The 6,000-nt window shown below is 43.4% G+C and carries 3 protein-coding genes and 1 pseudogene; 1 reads left to right on the forward strand and 3 read right to left on the reverse strand.

Annotated features, from left to right (window positions below; genetic code table 11):
- Positions 1 to 85: 85 nt before the first annotated feature.
- Positions 86 to 2,776 carry a bifunctional acetate--CoA ligase family protein/GNAT family N-acetyltransferase gene (locus tag AACT23_RS10075; protein WP_094129236.1) on the forward strand — a complete coding sequence of 897 codons (2,691 nt, stop codon included), beginning with the start codon at positions 86 to 88 and terminating at the stop codon, positions 2,774 to 2,776.
- A 43-nt stretch (positions 2,777 to 2,819) separates the two neighbouring features.
- Here the strand turns inward: AACT23_RS10075 and AACT23_RS10080 are convergent, their stop codons facing one another.
- The 3 genes and pseudogenes from AACT23_RS10080 to AACT23_RS10090 all read right to left on the reverse strand — a co-directional run.
- Complete coding sequence (locus tag AACT23_RS10080; RefSeq protein WP_094129239.1) at positions 2,820 to 3,707, reverse strand: LysR family transcriptional regulator; 888 nt, start codon at positions 3,705 to 3,707, stop codon at positions 2,820 to 2,822.
- Between the two features lie 640 nt (positions 3,708 to 4,347).
- Entirely contained in the window at positions 4,348 to 5,511 is a 1,164-nt protein-coding gene (locus tag AACT23_RS10085; protein WP_094129242.1) for a hypothetical protein, read from the reverse strand.
- 288 nt (positions 5,512 to 5,799) lie between these two features.
- Positions 5,800 to 5,904 (reverse strand): annotated as a pseudogene (locus AACT23_RS10090) (hypothetical protein); the annotation flags it as partial.
- Positions 5,905 to 6,000 lie beyond the last annotated feature (96 nt).

Raw genomic sequence — 6,000 nt, forward strand, 5'->3', positions numbered from 1 at the left:
TGATCACAATCAAACCAATATAGTGAACAAGGATAGCATTTGTTCGCTAAGCTAACGGTAATTCGTGAGTGAAAGGTTCATCAACATGAACAATTTAAATCCATTCCTGAAACCAAAATCGATCGCGGTTGTTGGTGCATCAGTACGCTCGCTTCGTGCTGGCAATATTGTGATGAAGAACCTACTTCAAGGAGGCTTCGATGGTGCGATTATGCCTGTCACGCCTTATTATCCATCCGTCTGTGGCGTATTGGCCTACAAAAGTATCGAATCTCTGCCTATCGTCCCTGATATTGCGATTTTATGCACGCACGCAACACGCAACGTCACCTTATTTAAGCAATTGGCAGATAAAGGCATCAGCTCCGTCATCGTACTTTCATCTGATATGTATACTGAAGATGCTCAAGGAGTCGAAATCCAAGCCCAATGTTCTAGAATTGCAAAATCGGCAGGAATGCGCATTTTGGGCCCCAATAGCTTAGGGCTGATCCTACCTTGGTTAAATTTCAACGCTTCGTTTTCTCCTGTCACAGCCTTAAAAGGTAACATTGCCTTTATTTCACAATCTGCAGCGGTTTGTACCACGATTTTAGATTGGGCAAATGACAAAGAGATCGGATTTTCAGCATTTATTTCTCTTGGTAATGCCAGCGACATCGATTTCTCTGACTTGCTTGATTGCCTGAGCACGGATAGACACACCCAAGCCATTTTGCTTTATGTTGATACGATTAAGGATGCTCGCCGTTTTATGTCGGCAGCGCGTGCCGCGTCACGTAACCGGCGAATCTTAGTATTAAAAGGAGGAAGAACGCTTGCTGGACGTAAAGCGGCGCAAGCACATACTGGTGGAGACAATACACTCGACATTATTTATGACTCCGCAATTCAACGCACGGGTATGTTACGGGTGAATAATACCCATGAACTCTTTGCCGCTGTTGAAACACTCACTCACTCCGTTCCATTACGAGGTGAACGTCTTGCTATTATTACCAATGGTGGCGGGCCAGCTATTATGGCCGTCGATACCTTGTTAGATCGAGGCGGAAAGCTTGCCGATCTTGAAGAGTCTACTTATCAAAAACTAAATCAGTGCCTGCCTAAAAGTTGGTCTCACAGTAATCCGGTCGATATGGTGGGTGATGCGGATCATACTCGCTACGTTAATACACTAAATGTGCTGCTAGATAGTGATAAAACCGATGCCATTCTCATTATGCACAGCCCATCTGCGATTGCGCAGTCTGAGCAAACCGCTCAAGCGGTGGTCGACGCGATTAAAGCGCACCCTCGCCATAAACGTTTTAACATCCTAACCAATTGGTCAGGTGAACTTACCGCGCGCCCGGCTAGACAAATATTTACCCAAGCGGGCATTCCAACCTATCGAACGCCAGAAAGTGCAGTAGTGGCATTCATGCACTTAGTCGAGTACCGTCGAAATCAAAAGCAACTAATGGAAACGCCGACGACCGCAGAACCCGTTCACGTGTCAGAAATACACAGCGCGCAGCAATGGATAGCGGAGCAACTGGATATACACCCTACCCGCCACCTTGATACACACCAAATAGGCAAGCTATTTAAATGTTTTAATTTTAACGTATTACCAACTTGGATAGCTTCTGATGCCAGTGAAGCGGTACATATTGCCGAGCAAATTGGTTACCCAGTCGTGGTGAAATTGCGTTCGCCCGATATTACGCATAAATCAGATGTGCAAGGCGTGATGCTCAATCTACGCAACCGCCACGAAGTGGCAAGCGCAGCACAAGCGATATTGGATCGCACGCAGATCTCGTATCCTTCCGCTAATGTTCATGGGTTATTGGTTCAGGCAATGGCAAAGCTCGCTGGCGGTGAAGAGCTCAGGATCAAAGTGATCACTGATACAACCTTTGGCCCGGTCATTTTACTGGGACAAGGTGGTTCAGAATGGGATGAATCAATCGATGCCGCCGCCGCACTCCCCCCACTGAATATGACGCTCGCTCGTTATCTGATTGTCAGAGCAATACGCAGCGGGAAAATTCGGCTGCAAAAACTACCAGAGCCAATGAATATTGATGGGTTATCTGAGTTTTTAGTTCGTATCTCGCAGATGATTATTGAATGTCCACAAATAGATGAATTAGATATTCACCCGGTTTTAGCCAATGGCAATCAATTCACCATATTGGATGCCAACTTAGTCCTAAAAGATTACCAAGGCGACGGACAAAGTAGATTAGCTATCCGCCCCTATCCAAGTGAGTTTGAAGAAAGTGTGATCCTGAAGGACAACTCGGCCATTACCTTACGCCCAATCTTGCCCGAAGATGAGCCGCATCATGCAGAGTTTATCCGTAACGTATCAAAAGAAGATTTGTACAAACGCTTTTTTTCGGATGTCGGCGAGTTTAACCATGAAGCCTTAGCCAATTTTACTCAAATTGACTATGACCGAGAAATGGCTTTTGTCGCAGTGGATCATACCAATGATCAAGAGAGTATTATTGGCGTTTCACGAGCACTCATTAACCCTGAGAATAGCGATGCTGAGTTCGCCATCTTGATCCGTTCGGATTTAAAAGGAAAAGGTTTAGGTAAAATCTTGCTGCAAAAAATCATCGACTATTGTCGCTTGAAAGGAACCTTACAAATTTCCGGCATGACCATGCCAACCAACCGAGGTATGTTGACGCTAGCGCAAAAATTAGGTTTTGAGATTGAAGTGCATTTCGAGGATGGGACGGCAGATATGGTTTTGATCTTAAATAAACCAGAATAAAGCCGTAGCGATCAAATTTGATCACTGCGATCTGCCCAGAATTTTAACTTAGCACCCAGTTTTTCTTGAGGTATTGTACACACCACGACTTTGCTTCGCCCATTTTATTACGCCGCCATGCCATAATGATCTGCATCGATTTTTCTTCAGATCCGCTGATTGTTTTCAGTTTACCTGAGGCGATCAGTGGCTCTGCTATCTGTTTCGGTAATGTGCCAATACCTAACCCTTCCACTAACGCGGCACATTTTGCGCTGAAATTAGTTACCGTCAGACGCGGCTGTTTTTGCAAAATATTCACGCTCATTGCAGGCTGGTCACGCGCGGTATCGGCAATCGCAATCACTCGATACTTTTGCCTTGCTTCTTCATCAAATGCACCGCTTCGTTTGTGCACGTAATGCGAGCTTGCCGCTACCCAAACCATTGACATAGTTCCTATGGTTTCTGCTTTTACATCTTGTGGTAGCGTATCGATACGTGGGCAAATCAGCAAATCGGCTCGATCAGTTGAAAGTGACTCCCAACACCCCGCTAAAATTTCTTCTTGAAGACGGATTCGTGTTTTACTGACATTACCTAACGCTTCAACCATTGGGAAAAAATTATGAATAGGGATAATACCGTCAAATGCGACCGTCAAATCCAGTTCCCAACCATTCGCTAACAAAGTTGCGTCATTCACCAATTTTTCTGTCGCCGATAAAATGGCTCTACCCCGCTCAAGAATGAGCAAGCCGGCTTCAGTAAACGTCGCTTTATGCCCTGAACGGTCAAAAATAGTGATATCTAAATCTTGTTCCAATTTTTGGATCTGATAACTCAGCGATGATGGTGCACGGCTTAGCTCATTTGCCGCCGCAGCAAAGCTGCCTCGTCTATCAATCGCATCTAAAATATGAAGCGCTTCTAAGGTAATTGGACTTTGCAAAATGGACATCCTTTGGTGAAATTGCAGTGAGTATGCAATAACGAGTATGCCTTATTTATCATCGTTGTGGTATCTCTGACGGGATGGAAAATAGACGAGGAGAACTGGTTTGGAACCAAAAATCGTAGAAATAACAAAGCCAGTTTAATACTGGCTTTGAGACACATTCATTTAAAAAGGGGGAGAAAAGTTATCAATGAGTGAGTCTATTTCTTATTTTCTGACATCTCTTTCTTAACCATGACCGCTGCAGCCACGATAAAAACGATGATTAATCCAAGCTCCATGTAAAACCTCGATAAGTGTGTAAAATTAAAGGCTAAACGATTCTAGCAGACTGGAAAAATATAGACAGCTTTTAACGTATTGCTAACGTTTTTAGCGACTCAGTTCAAAAAGAGCGTGAATACAGAAAAATGGTAATTTTCATCACATCCGTAACTCTAGATTGTTATATTCTCTTCCTACTTGAAGCTACAGCGGTGTTTAACAACGCACCGCCGAACTCAAAAACCCACTGTAAACACTTGCGCTAAAGCCGCCACGCGTTGGCAGTCCCTCTTGAATGCTTGAATGTGTATATGTGTTTCAGATGCCACAACCCATTTTTATTTCGACCGACCTAATTGACCGTTCTGAACTAGATGTTACGTGCAATGGCCACTAGCTCATCTCGGCAAATTTGCAACCAATATTTGAGAGTCTCTTGCAGCATTCTTACCTGATCACCGATACGGTTGACTTCTTTCAGCTCCTCGTCGGTGAGAGGTCGAGAAGGTAAATTCTCTGATAATGCAGTGAAGTAGTCTACCTGCATTCCACTAGAAGAATGGAAATTCATACCAAAACCGGTAACTGGATTCTCACTAGGATCGAAGTAATAGTTCCACATAGCAAGATCCTCGTTAATGTATTCAATGGTATTTTTACCGTACTTTTCGTTCATAAAGGTATCAATATCAGACAGGCTACCAGTAAGAAACATATTATATTCGTCGCTGGAGATTTCCACAGATGAATCAGTCAGCACACTAGAGAGTAATGCCATACGCATAATTGGAGAGACATCGCCTATGCCATTAGTCCAGTTAGAATACCATTCACTAGCAGTACCCCAATTATTCTGAAATTGCGTTACTAAAGCCCCGGGGCAACCAGAATTATTTTTCATAGAATCAGTAATTGTATAAGCAAAACTGTCCTTGGGTGCCTGGGCATTAATTTTGTTAAAAAGTCCAGGAAGGTCAGCAACAAATTCATTTTGATCATAGTTTTCATGAGAACCATGCATCCCTGAACCACCACACTCCATAAAACGTTGAAGGGCATCTTTTTCATCCGCTGTTAAATTGTAATCGTCAATGTGGATCAATACATCCATAAGCACTAGTTGAAAAGCGTCTTCTAACGCATACCCTGTTAATGGTGATGTTTTTGATATGTCTTCCCACATCGCTTCCATGGAATCTACAAATACACCTAAGCCCATAGCTTGCTGCTGTATCGCTTCAAGTCGAGCACTGCATGCTTCGATACCAGCCGCTAGTGTCAATGCAATAGCATCCTCAGGATTACTACCCACCATAGACTGGACAACTTGTTTTTGATGAGCCGCTACCATAGCCAGTACTTCAGAATCTGCTGATTGCTCATCGACTGATGCAATGGCAGGATCGATTTTTTCAAGGTCTTTTTGGGCTTTCTTAATCGTTGCAAGGTAAGCCTCGACTTTTTGGGGACCCACTTGAGGAGCGTTTTGCTCAATGCCGCTGAGTTGAGCATTACTTATGTTATTGGTTATCATTCCGAGATTCCTAGACTAGATTTCATTCACTTAACGATATAACCATCAGTAAAAGCAGACAATAGACAACTCATAATCCCAGAAAAATCCTACATAAAATGGCTTTATTTCCTAAATCATGGAACTAAATTATCTGATCAGCTAAGTTCACTCAAATACTTAGACCAATGGCCAAGTTTTGCTACAAAACCGGTTAAACAGAACATCGCTGAAAGCACCAACACTCGAGAATATACGCTACCCACTTGCTCGTTGGTAAGAATTTGGATGATATCCCGGCGAAGTCTGGTAGAACACCGGCCTTCGGTACTTAGGTGCAAAAACTACATGATATTTACAATTCCATCGCGTGTGCGCTAAGCTCTCTTCGTCCCAATTGGGACCCCCTTTCAATTCTTAATTAACTCTTACAGTTGCCAGACCACAAGACGTTTTTATCAAATTGAAAGGGGTTATAACTGACTTATAGCCGTAAGCTTTACGGAACCC

Origin of the sequence: Vibrio sp. V09_P4A23P171 (assembly GCF_963875615.1) — a bacterium.
Taxonomy (GTDB): domain Bacteria; phylum Pseudomonadota; class Gammaproteobacteria; order Enterobacterales; family Vibrionaceae; genus Vibrio; species Vibrio anguillarum.

Excerpts from the sequence above, each read along its gene's own strand:
- AACT23_RS10075 (WP_094129236.1), top strand. The coding sequence starts at position 86 with ATGAACAATTTAAATCCATTCCTGAAACCAAAATCGATCGCGGTTGTT.
- AACT23_RS10085 (WP_094129242.1), bottom strand. The coding sequence starts at position 5,511 with ATGATAACCAATAACATAAGTAATGCTCAACTCAGCGGCATTGAGCAA.